The following is a 14,411-nucleotide window of genomic DNA, read 5'->3' as shown; positions in this document are numbered from 1 at the left end:
TTTTTTACATCCTCTTTCCATATATTTTAGACATTAGGTAACAACATGACCGCAAGCATGACCGCCTTCTCACGCCAAGAAGCCGTATTCGACTGGGGCAGCATCAGCTGGGAAATACGCTCCGTCAATCAACGCTACTTAGAACCCAGCTTTCGTTTGCCCGACAACTTCCGTGAGCTTGAGTTTACGTTTCGCGACACACTGCGCAAAAAGATAAACCGTGGCAAATTGGAGTGCCAACTGCGCTTCCAAGGTGTAGACAAAGCCGCCACCAGCCTCACCATTAACCCAAGCAACGCCCAAGCCTTGGCAAACGCCATCAACACACTCGGCACTTGGTTCAAAGATTTAGACCCAGCGAACCCACTCGATATCTTAAAATGGCCAGGCATTCTCAGTGACGAAGGCAATGATTTTGAGATGATGAAAAAAGCCGTCGTCGAACTCTTTAATCAATCTGTCGACGAACTTATACAAGTACGCCTACGCGAAGGGGCACAGCTGAAAGACATCATCGAACAGCGCCTAGACGCTATCGATGCCATCGTCGCAGAAGTTCAAGTCAAGCTGCCAGAAATAATCGCCGCGCAGAAACAAAACCTACTCGACAAACTGGAAGCTGCGAAGGTTGATCTAGACCCAATGCGTGTCGAAGCGGAAATCGTCCTACTGGCACAAAAAGCCGACGTGGCTGAGGAGCTAGATCGCCTAGCGACTCACACCAAAGAAGTCCGCCGTCAGCTGCAACAAAACGGCCCCATCGGCCGCCGTTTAGACTTCTTAATGCAAGAACTCAACCGCGAAGCCAACACCCTATCGTCGAAATCCATCGTCGTCGAAACCACCCAGAGCGCTGTGGAATTGAAAGTTCTGATTGAACAAATGAGAGAACAGATACAAAACATCGAATAAGCTCTTGGGTAAAAAGTTACCTGTCCAAGAATGTCTTAACCAAATATGACCGACGCCTCTGCATTTCTGTACGCGTCGGTTCTCATTATATGGCTTTGGGGTACACCCAAACGCGCGCTCAGCTCCCTCTGGCTAAACCCCTCACGCACCCGAGCTTCTCGAAAGCTTTGTGATATCTGCTCTGTTACATAGCTCATATTGATACACCTGAATGCATCATTGAAGAAAAATTATATATAAAAACATATCACCCCACTCCACAGAGCAAAATATTCCATTGCTCACCACCAGACTTCGTCATTATTCCCTTGGTTTTTTCATGTCTTGGCGCAGTGCTTGTAATTCCTGTTGAAGCTGCTGCATTTGCTCTAGTAACTGTTGCTGGGTAGCCTTTTCTGCGTCTATCTCGTCTTTGAATTCATCGTCGTGTATGGTCTGCACGGCGTTGACGATGACGGCAATGAAGAGGTTCAGCATAGTGAAGGTGGCGATCAGGATAAAAGGCACAAAGAACGCCCAAGCATAGGGGAACTCTTCCATCACTGGCCGCGCGATGCCCATGGACCAGCTTTCTAAAGTCATCACTTGGAACAAGGTATACAAAGACGCACCTAGGCTACCAAACCAATCAGGAAAGGCCTCACCAAACAGCTTGGTAACCATCACCGCCGCCACATAAAACACCAGCCCCAACACCATAGCGATGGACAACATGCCATTTAGAGATTTGATTAACGCCCCGACAATTTTTCGCATCGACGGAACAAACGTTAATACGCGCAACACACGCAAGACTCGAAGTGCACGCAATACCGCAAACGGCCCACTGGCAGGGACTAAGGCGATCCCCACAACGATGAAGTCGAACACATTCCAACCATCTTTAAAGAATGCGAAACGATGCACGAACAATCGAATGCTAAGCTCAATCACAAACACCGCCAAGATCGCCTTATCCAAGGCCATTAACAGCGGGCCCACCTGTGTCATAACCTTAGGGGAAGTTTCAAGCCCAAGAATAACCGCATTGATTAAAATCAACGCCAGCAAACTATGCTGTACTGTCGTATTTTCAATAAAAGATTTTAAGCGCTGACGAAGGGAAGTTGTTGGAACTACCGATGTACTGGGCATGTGTCACCTCAATGCTAAATTATCCCAAGAGTGGGTTAAATTGACGACATTCTATGCCAGAGCTAGGATAGGTCAATCTCTTTTGATGTAAACAAATTGACCGATTCGAGAATGGTAAAAACACACTGCTTCCTGAGTCGTTTTAGTAAAAAACGCATCAAAAAAAACAGACGATTAGGCCTCCCCCAACGTCTTTATCAACATCTCTCCTCTCTTTTTTATGCGCATAAAAATGATGATTTTCACACTTTTTTGCGCATAAAAGTGTGTATTGGTATATTATTCGCCCAATAAGACGCTTAGGAGAAGCCTGATGAAACGTGTATTACTTGAAAAACTGATCGCCTGGAAAGAGCAAAAGGCTCGGAAACCCTTGCTGATTGATGGCGCTAGGCAAACGGGCAAAACCTTTCTTCTACAAGAATTGTTTGGTCAAACCTTCCAAAACAGGTTACGTCTCGACTTCTTAGAAAACCCAACGCTTAAAGAAGCATTTGATGGTTCATTGAGCCCTGACGATATTCTGATGAATATTGAGCTCCTCACCGGACAAACCTTTAACCCTAAAACCGACCTGCTTATTTTGGATGAGATTGGCGAATGCGAACGGGCTGTCACGTCGCTTAAATACTTTGCCGAACAAACACCAACCTATTATGTCGCCGCCAGCGGTTCGAATATTGGCTTACTAAACTCGTTTCCTGTTGGCAAAGTGGAACAACATTACTTACGCCCTCTCACCTTTCTTGAATTTCTGCATGCATCACAGGAACAAGCACTTATAAAAGCCTTTGAAAACCAAGTAAACACGGCGGCAGCCCACAGCAAACTCTTTGATAAGCTAACCGACTACTATTTTACTGGCGGTATGCCAGAGGCCGTGGCAAGCTGGTTTGACAATAAAGACATCAGCATTCTTGAACGTGTTGGAAAAATCACACAAATCCACGCCAACTTAGTGGAAGGTTATCGACGCGATTTTGGAAAATACGCTGGCAAGGTAGACGCCCAATTAATCGAATCCGTGTTTAACAGCATTCCGTCTCAGCTATCGGCCTTGATGGATGAATCGGTAAAGCGCTTTAAATTCAAAAACGTCTTCGAACGCAAATCTCGCTATGCCGACTTTGAAAGCGCCATTCATTGGCTAAGCCGCTGTCGTCTTGCTCTCGCCAACTACCCAATTGAGGGTCAGGCTAAATCCCCTCTGGCGGCCTATAAAAAAGACAACCTAGTTAAGCTCTTCTTATTTGATGTTGGCCTACTCAATCACATGCTCAGCACCAACTACAAAGAGATAAAACAACAAGGCTATGAATACAAAGGCTACATCGCTGAAAACTTTGTTCAACAAGAACTCACTGCCATCGGCATAGATCCAAGCTACTCATGGAACGATGCTCGCGCCGAAATAGAATTCCTATTAACCAATGAAGAAGGGAACGTCATCCCTGTGGAAGTGAAAAGCGGCAAACGCACCCGAGCCAAATCGCTCCAGTCTTACATAACTAAATGCGCGCCAGAAAAAACCTTCAAACTCACAGGCACACAAGGCTCATCGGAGCTGGAACAAACCCACATCGTCATGCCACTTTATTACGTGCAGTTTTTACCGGAGAAGTGGTGAATAAGAAAAAAAATAGTATTCTCTATTTGGTATTCTTCATGGAAAGTACCTGCTTACCTAGCTCGGTTAAGCGATATTTTTGCAAACGGCTTTTGGGTTTGTCTGGGACAGTCATTTCAATTAAGCCCTGTTGAATTGCCGCTTGTTGGTAATATTCCCTAAAGTGTTTTTCTTCTTTTAAACCCAACACGACCATCAATTCAGACCGACCCATTTCACCATGTAGCATCGTTAACAGACGTCTGACTTCGGGGGTGACTTGCGGGGTCGTTTTTTCAGCTTCAACAAATCCCTCATGAATAGATAAACGAATTAAGAAATAGCGGCGATCTTCATCGGTTTCAAAAACGGGTGTCGGTGAGGCATTGGCATTCATCACACGCAATATTTTAGGCACACCAGTAGAGCGTCCCTCGGTTAAATCCAGCTCTTTTAAAAACTCACCAATGCGACGATTACAGGCGTAGCGACAACTTGAAAAGACTTAGACATCAAATGCCTCACCTAAAGACAGTTCACCCTTTTGATTCAAACTACGCTCAGAAAGGTTGATCAGCTTAAGCAAAGCAATGGTTTCTTGCTGCTCATAGTAAGCCTGCGAGGCCTGCACAACATACACCTCTTTGCCGTTCTGAGTGACGTGCAAAGGATCATCTAAAGAGAGATTATTCGCGTTTGCTTTCAGGTATGACACAGTTTGAATATTCATAAAAAGCTCTATAGGCCTAAATATAGATCAATCATAGACCGATAATTTGCTTTAGCCTACCTCATGCTCTCTATAACTCTGGCAGCAATAGATTAACTCGATATATAGCCTATAATTATAAGATTAATGAAATTAATAGGTTATATTAAATTCAAAGTTACCACAATGATCACTACTATAAGACTTACAACTCAGCCTTGTACGCAGCGATTAAGTTACGCTGGCTGTTAAGGCGAAAAAACCGGCTTTGGCCGGTTTTTTCACATCTAAGGATAGGTAAAATGAGAACAGCTTTTTTTATTGATGGATATAACCTCTTTTACGGCTTACTTGCTAACACCCCTTATAAATGGCTCGACCTACCAGCACTACTTACTCACATCACAACAATCGAAAATCCTAAATCAAAAACTGCAAAAATTTACTACTTTAGTTCACCAGTGAAACCAGAATTGGCAAGTCGGGGAACTCAGTCAAAAGAAGCACAGGACTCTTATATCCGAGCGCTAAAAGCTTGTGGCGTTTCTATAACAATGGGAAGGCATACTCTCGAGCCAGCACAAGCCCCAAGGTTTGTTGATAAATCGACTCGACCTTCGCGACAAGATAAGGTTGATATCTGGAAATTAGAAGAAAAGGAAACAGATGTTAATTTAGCAGTTAGCCTGTATCGCCTCTTGTCTAAGCAACAAGCTCTAAACACAGAAGATCAAATCCAACAGGTTGTATTAGTTTCTGCCGATACGGATATTGGCCCAGCTCTTCGAGCAATCAAAGAAGACTTCCCTCATATAGCGATTGGTGTCATTCTCCCCCATAGAGAAGGTATTAAGCGTGGAGCACCTGGCACACTTCGCAACCAAGCGAATTGGATGCGAACAATTGTTAAGAATGAAGAACTCGCTGCACATCAGCTACCTGATAAAGTTCCGACCAAGAAGAAACCGGTATTTAAACCTGATTATTGGTAGCCAAATATAGTGCGGTCCTTTACTCCCTCTGCAAAAGCAGATAGAAAATTTATGAATGTCCTTCTGATTTTAAATACGCAAGACCCATCTTATTCAATCAGCAGCACGCCTGCGAAGCGAGCATTTATGCTGCCAATACTCAACAATCAACACCAAAACAGGCATCACTCAGAGTAACCGCGACAACTTTATACTACTTAAAAAGCAAATCTAATCTCTACTTCAGTGACCCTAAACCTTCAGAGTATTGTCGGCCTCCGCAATGTTACAGTACATAATTACCAAATGCTTATTGGTTGAGCCTCCCTTAGGAGGCTTTGAAGAGTTTTCTGAAGCAGTTAAATTAACCCTTATCTATGAACTTTAAAGTCAGCCATTATGCTGGTCATATGCTTCTATAAATTCCTTATGATACTCTTTTGATTGCTCAAGAAGTTCACGGTATGTTTTAACAAAAACTTCACCTGACCCTGCATATGTTTTCTCTTTATCTCTAAATCGTCTCTCATCTGATTTGCTACCGCCAACTACATAACAAACTACTTTTGAGAATCCTGTATGAGATGCATATCGATCTTTTAAGAAAGAGGCATAGTCATATGCTTGCTCTAAAGCTTTTTCATCTACCCGATAATTACTGCGTTTAATTTCGATAACATAAAGAATTTCACCTAAAGCATTACTACATAAAAAATCAATACGGCGATCCTTCTCTTCTAGGTTAGATTCTGGATATGATTCTTCGAGCAATTTTGAATACGTTACTTCATCACGAAACTCTAAAATTCGAGGGTCTAAAAGCCATGAAAATTTCTTCAGAAAGTTATGTAGAGTGGGAACCTCTTTAGTATTTGTATTTACATAATTTTCAAACTGCTTAATTACTTCAACACGTGATATAGCTAAATCACGGTACTGTTTTGACTCTATAGATTTCCACTCATCCATTAAGCGAAGGAGCTTTGGAATATCCTCCGCTGATTCAGATAAATCAGCTATAGAAGACGCATACTCTTTATAAGCTTGATTATCAAACTTATCCATCACACTTCCAATTAACTCTGCAGATTCACCCACATCAATGTTCGAGTTTTCTAGAATAGGATTTATGATTCTCTCGCCCAAGTTTCTTTCAAAAGTTGGCAACTCCGATTTCCATTTCTCAAGCCCAACTTTATGTTCTTTTTCTACAGCCTCTAACTTCACCTTAGCTCGTCGTTCTCTCCACTCTTTACCGATGACTTTAATAATTTTCTGTAGGTAAGTTTGTAGAGCACGTGTTTCCTCATGCTCCCAGTTCAATGAATGTCGATCCGTGGAAATCACGTCATCTTCAAAATCATCAATAAAATCAACTTCTAAATAACCTGTCACATAGTTATGGAATTGATCATTATCACGCGCGCCATAGAAGCTTGCGACATTAACAATTTTACCGCGAGATGTAAGGTATATCCCCCTCATCTCTGTATCTTTAACAGGAGTTTTTAAGGAAATAACGGAGCCTTTCATTTGATTCCAGTGAGAATACTCTGGGTCAAACTTTTCATCGGGAAACTCCCAACTAAACTCTTTATTTAAAGTCTGATACTTTAAATCATTGGTTACATGAATTTCTGAGTCAATATCCCCATTTTTAATAATTTTTGTATTCATTTCACTGAAGATAATGAACTTTTTAGAAAGGCTAAGAGCAATCTCATCTAAATTAAAACCACTCTTCCGGCGAATTTTTTTTAATATAATCTTGGTTCCTGATTTGGCCGATGTTGGCTCATCAAAAGCAAGGAGTTCGGGAGAATACTCGTTCCCACGACTTTCCTTAATCTCTTGAAGGTTCATAGTGAAATGGTTTCTCTTTCCTTCTTTGATAGAAATCACTTCAATCTCATCGCAGATACCAAAAACAGATAGTTTGCCAAGGCCTTTTTTTCCAATGACCGGGCGGCCAAGAGCGCTATACTGACGCTGTGTATCACTACGACGATTTCGGCCTATGACTAGATATTTATTATTAAGCTCTTCAAACGTCATCCCCTCGCCATCATCTTCATAAACAATCTCTTTCTCATCTTCTAGCTCAGCAAAAGAAATAGTTACAATATTTGCATCCGCATCCCATGAATTACTGAGCAGCTCAGAAAGCACGCTAGGGAGTTTTGAGTAAAGCGAAACACCTAGGTGCTCAATTGTATTTGGATCAAATTTTAGAATAAGTGAATCAGACATATTTTACATCCATATATTATAACTGCGACTACAGTCTATTTATGCGAAAGATTAAGCTTCAAGCAGCCTCATTACAACCTTACCAATCTGCCGTGCCAAAAACGGTGGCACAGCATTTCCTACCTGCACATATTGCTGAGTTCTGTTGCCTTCAAAAAGGTAATTATCGGGAAATGTCTGCAAACGTGCGGCTTCTCTAACCGTTAAGCTACGACACTGTTTTGGATCATAGTGGATAAAGTAGTGACCATCTTTTGATATATGGCTAGTTACTGTCGTGGCACATTTATTAGCTGCTTGGGTTCTAAAGCGATCTGCGTGGCTCCCTGATTTCCAGTTTTCGTGTTTTGGTGCTAACTCGTCTGGAAAATCGCGAGATTTTGGCGATATACCACCACTAAGTTGTGTGAAGGCTGCACTGTATGCGTATCGGAGTAAATCGCTATCCATATGACCACGTGTTTCATGGTTAAGCATTTGGCATGGTTCGTTTTTACGATACCAATCAGCAAGACACTTAGGAACCAAATTGAGTGAAGTAATAAAATATGAGGCAGAACGAGACAAGTTCTTGAATGGTTGCAAGTCTAGGCTTTCTACTCCATCGAATTGCTTTTTTAATAAAGCTTTTATGCATGCTGAGTTTTGTGAAACAGCCTTCTCCCATGCTTGAGGTTCATCTTTACGCTTGGAGAAGCCACTTCTAAGTTTCGGCAAATCATCAATTGCCTGTTTAACGGATACTTGCCTGTCTGAGCGAGTCAACGTTTTAGGCGCTTTTTCTATATCGCTACGTACACCTAGTAAAATGACTCGGTGACGCGCTTGGGGAATTCCATAGTTTTCAGCTCTTATAAGATAATCACTTGAATTTTTATAAACTGGATTATCTTTATCTGAGGCTTCAACAACTAAGGAGTAAATTTTGTATCTAGGACTCGCTATACCAGTTGCTTGCTCTGGATTACGTAGATCATTGAGGATACTTGGAAACATGATTTTCCCAGCAATTTTGGCCGAAAGTATGCCTCTTACGTTTTCCATCACAAATACATCAGGCTGAGCGATAGAGAGTACTTTCAGATATTCTCTATATAAAAAATTGCGATGGTCGTCTTCTGCTTTATAGTCTTTAATTCCTGCATTACGAGAACGACCAGCCAGTGAATAAGCTTGGCATGGTGGACCACCAATGACAACTTTGGGGCTATCGCCATGCGCTTTAACTAAATCAGCAATACGCTTATGGATGATTTCATTATCATCACCCAGTGCTTTAGGACCATAAAGAGTCTCCGTTTCTGCCTCTTCCGCTTGTTTCGGATATCGATCAAACAATTGCTGCCGAGTAATACCACCGGATAGATATTCGTTGTAGCTATCTAACCCACCACTTAGGTCCTTAATTTTGCGATAGAAGGCACGTGTTGTAAGCGTTTTATGCGCTGACTCTTCTTTCTCAACTGAAATACCTATCTTAAAGACAGCATTACCTGCTTTATCTTTCACTGACGAGAAGCCTTCTCCCAACCCACCAGGTCCAGCAAATAGATCAATTACTAGTACTTCTTTATTCTTCATTCGGCAAACAGCTTAAACTTAAAATCGCCCCATCATACTCGCAAAAATAAACGAGACAAGATTACATACTAGCGTGACCTGATATAAGTAGTTTCTTTGTATGCGTATCTAATTTACATAAAGTAAAAGACCGAAAAACTACCATCACTTCCAAAGTAAATTAGGCAGAAAAATATCCAATCAACTCACTGGCATACTCTGTTCGAAAAAGATCTGCTTTTGATGAGTCGCTGTAAATCTCTGGCGATTCATCATCCCCTTCGTTAATCGCTTTGCACACCGTGTAACGAGGGCTATCAGGGTCTTCTCGTTGGACTTTGTCTTTGTGTTCCACCCACAGTGTGTAGTATTGATCCTTCACTCGAAAATAGAATGAGGCGCAGGTGTCATTCTCATAGCTGCAATCTTTTAACGTCACGGGTAGTTCGCTTGACTTAAAACCCAACTCAAATCGGCTCATCATTCATCCTTAAATTACATTTGATTTTCATCATTTTTCAAAAAAAAAGAAACTATATGTTTATTTTTTTATAAAAAATGAAATCATAGCTTCAATTAAAGACTCGTTCTAAAATTTGTTGCTCTTGTCGATTTATGCCTATTTCATTAGCGTAATCCTGCCAATGGCTAACCACGCTTTGTAGCTTGGAGAGGATTTGCTTTGCTTCTGTCGCTGACAACTGAAAATACGGTGCAACTTCTAGCGCTAAGTCTAGGTTTAGCTCGTTAGAATATTCATCAATATTAAGGTGAAGCCCTGTAGCGCCGATGGAAATGTTGATGTCATAAGCGGGGGAGAGTCGCCAACCAGAACCCTCTTCTGCCAATATAAAACCATGATTTCTTAGATGATCATCGCTGTTGCGAACCATAATATTGAAAGCCAAACGCCGCCAAAGCTGGGCTAGGTCTGCTCGCGTATTTGCCCCTTGTTCCATTAAGAACTGCGCCAGTTCTAGATAGCTCGCTCCGGCATCACCATCGTAGTAACCAAGTTGGGTCATGGCAGAGGAAAAATGATGTCTCGTTTCTCCCTCTCGATCAAAGCGTTTCGTCAAAAAAGTATGATGTGGGCTATTAAATTGTAAGATTTTACAAGGCGCCATGTTGACCCCCGCATCGACGGCCATGCGATACACCAAGTACTCCCAAGCGCCTATATCATGATTATCATAACGACTGGGAAATTTCGCTAACCAGAGTTCTTCACCATCCATAACACAAGCTTTTGGGCGCGCTCCGCCGAGTGACGATCCAGGGGAAATCAACATAAATAGCCACTTAAGATAGTCAGGATTATCGACATCTGGATCTTGCTCAATCTGACTAACGGCATGTTCTAATTCTCGCAAGCTCGACATGGGAGGCGTAGCAAGCTGTTGGTCGTTGTCTAAAAAAGGCCCGTCTTTGGATAACTTGAAACGTAATGCCCCCATTCTGTAGGCATCATGAACACCAAGCAGATAATCCGAGTCATTCAATCTTCGAATCTGTCGTTGCTCTCGCCTTGCTAAAACGGCTTCTCGCCGTTGCATTAGTAAGCGCCCCCAACGGTCTGGGCAGGAGTCTAGAAAGGCCCTGAAATTTCGCGCATCATTATTAAATTGATCGCCTCTGAATAGCTGTAACTGAGGGTCTATCTGCATGGCAAAAGGCGACGTTAGCCAATTCTCGTCATAAGAAAATCGATACACTTCAACACCTCGAACGAGGTCTGTTTCTAGCATTCCCACAAGTTCAGGTTGTGGCATGGTGTGCCAGTGAGCATAGACATAAATAGATCTACTCATGACGCTTGGCTCGTCGGTTTCTTTTTATGTTTGGAGGTCAGTAGTTCAATATCTTGTAGCCTTCTACCAAACTCATCGTCCAAAGCGACTTTTCCGAGGTCTTCCGCTAATCCAAGAACCGATAGCACCACAAGGTAATGACCAATCGACACACTCGGCTCACCTCGGGTGATATTGCGTAACGTCGGCATAGAAAGGCCTGTACGTTCAGATAATCTTGTCTGAGTGATTTTTCGACGCTTCATCGCCAACGAGATATTTTCACCCAGTATTTTCAGTATCCGTAAATCTTTTGGGAATACCACAGCAGATCGAGAAGACATAAACTAAACCTTCATAAAATAATAATTTTTAAAATTATAGTTTCATTTTGTTGATATGTCACTTGCGATGGCGGTTGTTGTTTTATAAACCTAATTTCAAAATAAACCGTCACCCCAACAAGCCTTTATTGTCTTGCCAACAAGCATCCAGTTGCTTCTCTATCAAACGCACGGTATCTGGTTTCACACCTAAGAATAAAGCGACGTCACGAAAGCCAGAAAGGGAGTCGACGATTTCTTCTATCGCTTGTTGGGCTTGGTGCCAGTTGGCAAAGCTGGCGGTCGTAGCGAGTTTTTGAATGGCTTTTAAGGGTGGTTTTTTACCGTAACCCGAAAATGACGTGGCTTGTTCGCCAAATGGATGCGGGCTAAAGGTGACATCGTAAAAGGGTGCTGGCTGCCAAGGGCCTTTGTCGTCTTGTAAGAAGGCCCAGTTTTTACTGTGGTCGTCTTGGTTACAGGCAAATAAGTTAAACATGGCACGACGAAATTGCATTTGACCCATTGCGGGAGATTTACAAAGGTGTCGGCTCAGTTTGATTAAATCTTGGTAATCTAAACTCGGTTCTCGAAAATCGGCATCTAATAGACCACAAGCGCTGTGCATATGTAGACGCCCCAAAGCGCCTTGTTTGTTTAGCACTCTGTCGAAGCGCTTTAAAGCCAACCAATGGCTCGCGCCGGACTTCTCTGGAGCTTCTATCAGTTTCCACTCTTGCGGTTGTAGCCCTGCTTTTGCGGCTAACGAAAGATAAGCGGCTTCACATAAGCCCTCTTCATGGCCTAACGCTAAATTTTTGGAAGTGAACTTAACGAGCCAAGCTTCGTCATTTTTCTGAGCTTGAGTCCGCCAATGTGTTGGTTGGTCTGGATCAAGATACACTTGAGCTTTTGGTCTTGCACCACCTGAACTACCTGCAGCAACTAAAGCAGCCAATACCTCTTCTGTTTGCCCATCGAACAAGCTTTGCGCTTCTAGGCCAAGCATATGAATATCGATATTGGAATCATCGTATTGTTTGAAGTCTGACTCAGGGCTGAATGAGAGCGCGCCCATGGCCGAACCCCCTACAAACGCAAGCCTGTCCATGGCTGTAATTTGTGCAGGTAAAATATCATGCTGACGAAACACTCTGTCTTGTAATAACAACCCCCAACCATCGGGTAAGCTATCGCCAAACACGCCATGAATGCCGTGATGAGGTGCTTTTGGCGCCCGCTGTAAGTCTGTATTAGGCTTAAGAGTAATCGGCGATAAGTTTCCAAATTGCTGAAGATAGTCAGCCTTGTACTGAAAAAAAACGCCTTGTTGATTTTGCGCTAACACTCCAACATCTATCCTTTCTCCAGTGGAGAGTGTGCGCTGAACAAGCAGTTTTTGAATGGGTTTAAAAGCCATTTTTCAGCACCTCTTCAATGGACGTTGGCATGCTGGATTGATTATTTTCTGTATTTTGGGTCAACGCAAAGAGCCGTGACAGTTCATCTAGGCTTTGCCAAAGCAACAATAGCTGACGAAAGGAAATCTGTCCTGTCAGTTCGAATTTTTTAATAGTAGGCGCAGGGACGCCACTGCGAGCGGCCAATGCATCACGAGAGAGTTTTTCTTGCTCTCGCCGCTTGCGAAGATGCACCGCAAAAGCGTGCTGTACGTCGCTGTCATCCAGTAATAGGAAATGACTCATAGAAACAACCATCCATAAAAAAATAGATACAGTAGTGTCTATTTTAGTCTAATTTTAGATTTTTTGGACATTATTATGTCTATTTTATAATTTCTTATTCTTTTGCTTTGTCTAACGCTCAGCAGAAAAGGCATTTTTTAAGGCGTCAAACAACCATTGATGGGCGGGGCCACGTAAGGCGCCTTTTTTGCAGACTAGGTCAACGGGGACAGACCAGGGTTTGTGGTCGAAGGTGACGTCTATTTTTTGCAATAAGCCGGTGTGCACAAAGGGTTGCACCAAGGACAAAGGCAGGTAAGCCCAGCCGATTTGTTGTTTCACTAAGGCCAAGACACTGTAGTTGCTTGAGCACCACCAAGCGTTTGGTGTCATGCTAATGAGCACTTGTGACTCTCGCTTCTGCTGGCCTCTGACGGCAATTTGCCGATAAGGCATGAGGTCTGATTCGGATAGTCGTCGCAGGGCCGCTAAGGGAAAATCCGCATGGCACACGGCGACAAAGTCCACACTGCCCACGTAGCAAAAATCCACTTGTTTGTTGGCTTCTACTTCTGAAAACATCACACCGATGTCAACGTTGCCATCCGCCACCGTTGCGATAATGTCAGGAGAGGCCAATGAAATCAGGTCAATTTCGACATGGGGAAAGGCTTGTGCAAATAAGGCCAAGATGGTGCTCAAATACGGTGTTAACAGAGCATCGTCAACGGCGATCGTTAAGGCGCCTTCTTCATGGCGGGTAATGGATTCGGCAATCTTTTCGAATTCATGGGACTGAGCTAACAAGGCTTTCGCGCTGCGCAGTAAGCGCTCCCCTTCTGGCGTGAGTTTCGGGCTGCGGGAGGTTCGATCAAACAATTCAACGCCCAAGTCTATTTCTAAATTGTTAATCCCATGACTGACCGCTGACTGCACTTTGCCGAGTTTTCTCGCGCAGGCGGAAAAGGAACCCAGCTCGGCAGACAACACCAACATATTAATTTGTTCTAGACTCAACATATGAATTTTTTCGATGGTTATTAACTTTTAAATATCATAATTATTGATAGTCTAGCCTGCAAATAACGTTGTCTTCAATGTATTAAGGAGTAAGGCATGAGTTGGATGTATTTGTTGTTGGCTGGATTAACGGAAATCGGCTGGCCCGTCGGGCTAAAAATGGCGCAGTCTGGTGGCTCAAAAGTATTGGGCATCGCCATGGCGATTGGTTTTATGGCGGTGAGTGGTACTTTGCTTTGGTTGGCGCAAAAAGACATCCCCATGGGGACCGCCTATGCCGTGTGGACAGGAATCGGCGCATCAGGCACTTTTTTGGTGGGCATTTGGTTTTATGGCGATGCCACGTCTTTACTGCGTTACATGGGAGTATTGTTGATTATTCTCGGTGTGGTCGTGTTGAAGTTTGCCCATTAAGCGGGACGATGCGCCTTGCGTTATGATGGGGAAAGCC

Annotated in this window: 14 protein-coding genes and 1 pseudogene; 4 read left to right on the top strand and 11 right to left on the bottom strand. The window is 43.1% G+C overall.

Annotated elements, in window-relative coordinates:
• Positions 1–45: 45 nt before the first annotated feature.
• A complete protein-coding gene (locus tag EBI00_RS07710; protein ID WP_123095331.1) occupies positions 46–912 on the top strand; it encodes a YicC/YloC family endoribonuclease in 867 nt (288 codons plus the stop codon).
• Between the two features lie 300 nt (positions 913–1,212).
• Here EBI00_RS07710 and EBI00_RS07700 read toward each other — a convergent pair whose 3' ends face one another.
• Positions 1,213–2,046 (bottom strand): ion transporter, encoded by an 834-nt coding sequence (locus EBI00_RS07700; protein ID WP_123095330.1) that lies wholly within the window; start codon positions 2,044–2,046, stop codon positions 1,213–1,215.
• A gap of 313 nt (positions 2,047–2,359) precedes the next feature.
• On the opposite strand from EBI00_RS07700, the gene EBI00_RS07695 reads away from it, so the two are divergent.
• Positions 2,360–3,673 carry an ATP-binding protein gene (locus tag EBI00_RS07695; protein WP_123095329.1) on the top strand — a complete coding sequence of 438 codons (1,314 nt, stop codon included), beginning with the start codon at positions 2,360–2,362 and terminating at the stop codon, positions 3,671–3,673.
• Between the two features lie 22 nt (positions 3,674–3,695).
• Here EBI00_RS07695 and EBI00_RS16155 read toward each other — a convergent pair.
• Together EBI00_RS16155 and EBI00_RS07685 are read right to left on the bottom strand one after the other, a co-directional pair.
• Positions 3,696–4,136, bottom strand: a pseudogene (locus EBI00_RS16155) (Fic family protein); the annotation flags it as partial.
• Positions 4,137–4,157: 21 nt separating this feature from the next.
• On the bottom strand, positions 4,158–4,382 hold the full coding sequence (locus EBI00_RS07685; protein WP_123095327.1) for a type II toxin-antitoxin system Phd/YefM family antitoxin: 225 nt from the start codon (positions 4,380–4,382) through the stop codon (positions 4,158–4,160).
• 281 nt (positions 4,383–4,663) lie between these two features.
• Between EBI00_RS07685 and EBI00_RS07680 the strand changes: the two genes are divergently transcribed.
• Positions 4,664–5,353: an NYN domain-containing protein gene (locus EBI00_RS07680; RefSeq protein ID WP_123095326.1), complete on the top strand. Its 690-nt coding sequence runs from the start codon at positions 4,664–4,666 to the stop codon at positions 5,351–5,353.
• Positions 5,354–5,722: 369 nt separating this feature from the next.
• Here the strand turns inward: EBI00_RS07680 and EBI00_RS07675 are convergent, their stop codons facing one another.
• The 8 genes from EBI00_RS07675 to EBI00_RS07640 all read right to left on the bottom strand — a co-directional run bounded on the left by EBI00_RS07675 (position 5,723) and on the right by EBI00_RS07640 (position 13,960).
• Positions 5,723–7,582 (bottom strand): ATP-binding protein, encoded by a 1,860-nt coding sequence (locus tag EBI00_RS07675; RefSeq protein WP_123095325.1) that lies wholly within the window; start codon positions 7,580–7,582, stop codon positions 5,723–5,725.
• A gap of 51 nt (positions 7,583–7,633) precedes the next feature.
• Positions 7,634–9,163 carry a DNA cytosine methyltransferase gene (locus tag EBI00_RS07670; protein ID WP_123095324.1) on the bottom strand — a complete coding sequence of 510 codons (1,530 nt, stop codon included), beginning with the start codon at positions 9,161–9,163 and terminating at the stop codon, positions 7,634–7,636.
• Positions 9,164–9,323: 160 nt separating this feature from the next.
• The gene (locus EBI00_RS07665) at positions 9,324–9,623 is read right to left on the bottom strand and encodes a hypothetical protein (protein ID WP_123095323.1); all 300 of its coding nucleotides are present in this window, start codon (positions 9,621–9,623) and stop codon (positions 9,324–9,326) included.
• Between the two features lie 91 nt (positions 9,624–9,714).
• The gene (locus EBI00_RS07660) at positions 9,715–10,953 is read right to left on the bottom strand and encodes a type II toxin-antitoxin system HipA family toxin (RefSeq protein WP_123095322.1); all 1,239 of its coding nucleotides are present in this window, start codon (positions 10,951–10,953) and stop codon (positions 9,715–9,717) included.
• On the bottom strand, positions 10,950–11,276 hold the full coding sequence (locus EBI00_RS07655; RefSeq protein WP_123095321.1) for a helix-turn-helix domain-containing protein: 327 nt from the start codon (positions 11,274–11,276) through the stop codon (positions 10,950–10,952). Before EBI00_RS07655 ends, EBI00_RS07660 begins: the two co-directional genes overlap by 4 nt.
• 109 nt (positions 11,277–11,385) lie before the next feature.
• Positions 11,386–12,675, bottom strand: a complete 1,290-nt coding sequence (locus tag EBI00_RS07650; RefSeq protein WP_123095320.1) for a type II toxin-antitoxin system HipA family toxin — start codon at positions 12,673–12,675, stop codon at positions 11,386–11,388.
• A complete protein-coding gene (locus tag EBI00_RS07645) occupies positions 12,665–12,961 on the bottom strand; it encodes a helix-turn-helix domain-containing protein (protein WP_123095319.1) in 297 nt (98 codons plus the stop codon). The genes EBI00_RS07650 and EBI00_RS07645 overlap by 11 nt, the downstream gene beginning before the upstream one ends.
• 111 nt (positions 12,962–13,072) lie before the next feature.
• Positions 13,073–13,960 carry a LysR family transcriptional regulator gene (locus tag EBI00_RS07640; RefSeq protein ID WP_123095318.1) on the bottom strand — a complete coding sequence of 296 codons (888 nt, stop codon included), beginning with the start codon at positions 13,958–13,960 and terminating at the stop codon, positions 13,073–13,075.
• Positions 13,961–14,056: 96 nt separating this feature from the next.
• On the opposite strand from EBI00_RS07640, the gene EBI00_RS07635 reads away from it, so the two are divergent.
• Positions 14,057–14,374: a DMT family transporter gene (locus tag EBI00_RS07635; RefSeq protein ID WP_123095317.1), complete on the top strand. Its 318-nt coding sequence runs from the start codon at positions 14,057–14,059 to the stop codon at positions 14,372–14,374.
• Positions 14,375–14,411: the final 37 nt, after the last annotated feature.

It is taken from the genome of Marinomonas hwangdonensis, from assembly GCF_003721245.1.
In the GTDB taxonomy this organism is placed as follows: domain Bacteria; phylum Pseudomonadota; class Gammaproteobacteria; order Pseudomonadales; family Marinomonadaceae; genus Marinomonas; species Marinomonas hwangdonensis.
Note: the sequence above shows the minus strand (reverse complement) of the source record. Positions and strands in the feature narration are given on the sequence as shown.

Bases quoted from the DNA above. Each gene is read 5' to 3' on its own strand.
- EBI00_RS07710 (WP_123095331.1), top strand. From the start codon at position 46: ATGACCGCAAGCATGACCGCCTTCTCACGCCAAGAAGCCGTATTCGAC.
- EBI00_RS07700 (WP_123095330.1), bottom strand. From the start codon at position 2,046: ATGCCCAGTACATCGGTAGTTCCAACAACTTCCCTTCGTCAGCGCTTA.
- EBI00_RS07695 (WP_123095329.1), top strand. From the start codon at position 2,360: ATGAAACGTGTATTACTTGAAAAACTGATCGCCTGGAAAGAGCAAAAG.
- EBI00_RS07685 (WP_123095327.1), bottom strand. From the start codon at position 4,382: ATGAATATTCAAACTGTGTCATACCTGAAAGCAAACGCGAATAATCTC.
- EBI00_RS07680 (WP_123095326.1), top strand. From the start codon at position 4,664: ATGAGAACAGCTTTTTTTATTGATGGATATAACCTCTTTTACGGCTTA.
- EBI00_RS07675 (WP_123095325.1), bottom strand. From the start codon at position 7,582: ATGTCTGATTCACTTATTCTAAAATTTGATCCAAATACAATTGAGCAC.
- EBI00_RS07670 (WP_123095324.1), bottom strand. From the start codon at position 9,163: ATGAAGAATAAAGAAGTACTAGTAATTGATCTATTTGCTGGACCTGGT.
- EBI00_RS07665 (WP_123095323.1), bottom strand. From the start codon at position 9,623: ATGAGCCGATTTGAGTTGGGTTTTAAGTCAAGCGAACTACCCGTGACG.
- EBI00_RS07660 (WP_123095322.1), bottom strand. From the start codon at position 10,953: ATGAGTAGATCTATTTATGTCTATGCTCACTGGCACACCATGCCACAA.
- EBI00_RS07655 (WP_123095321.1), bottom strand. From the start codon at position 11,276: ATGTCTTCTCGATCTGCTGTGGTATTCCCAAAAGATTTACGGATACTG.
- EBI00_RS07650 (WP_123095320.1), bottom strand. From the start codon at position 12,675: ATGGCTTTTAAACCCATTCAAAAACTGCTTGTTCAGCGCACACTCTCC.
- EBI00_RS07645 (WP_123095319.1), bottom strand. From the start codon at position 12,961: ATGAGTCATTTCCTATTACTGGATGACAGCGACGTACAGCACGCTTTT.
- EBI00_RS07640 (WP_123095318.1), bottom strand. From the start codon at position 13,960: ATGTTGAGTCTAGAACAAATTAATATGTTGGTGTTGTCTGCCGAGCTG.
- EBI00_RS07635 (WP_123095317.1), top strand. From the start codon at position 14,057: ATGAGTTGGATGTATTTGTTGTTGGCTGGATTAACGGAAATCGGCTGG.